This is a genomic window from Mesorhizobium sp. M7D.F.Ca.US.004.03.1.1, from assembly GCF_003998635.1.
Taxonomy (GTDB): Bacteria; Pseudomonadota; Alphaproteobacteria; order Rhizobiales; family Rhizobiaceae; genus Mesorhizobium; species Mesorhizobium loti.
Genome location: NZ_RZQG01001882.1, coordinates 1 through 385 on the forward strand (window position 1 = coordinate 1; position 385 = coordinate 385).

General features: G+C 70.4%; 1 protein-coding gene. It reads left to right on the plus strand.

All coding sequences use genetic code 11. The features are described 5' to 3' along the window. On the plus strand, positions 1 to 385 hold a 385-nt coding region (locus EN935_RS40510; protein WP_164771955.1), incomplete at both ends, for an alcohol dehydrogenase catalytic domain-containing protein.

The window sequence follows — 385 nt, forward strand, 5'->3', positions numbered from 1 at the left end:
GCCATGAGGTGACCGGCACGGTGACCGCCATCGGCGCGGGCGTCGATAGCGTCGCCGTCGGCGACAGGGTGGTTGCCGATTCCCGGTTCTGGTGCGGAGACTGCGGGCAATGTCATGCCGGCAGGCGGCATCTCTGCGCGTCGCTGGGCTTCGTGGGTGAGATCTGCGACGGCGGCTTTGCCGAACAGGCGGTGTTGCCCGCACGGCTTTTGCATATCATCGATGCCGGGCTCGACGAGCGGGTCGCGGCGATGGCCGAACCGCTCGCGGTGGCGCTGCACGCGGTGCGGCGCCTGCCGAAAACGGCCGGCTCCGTGCTGGTCGTCGGCTGCGGGCCTATCGGCGGTCTTGCCGCGCTGCTGCTCTCTCGAACCCTCGCCGGCAC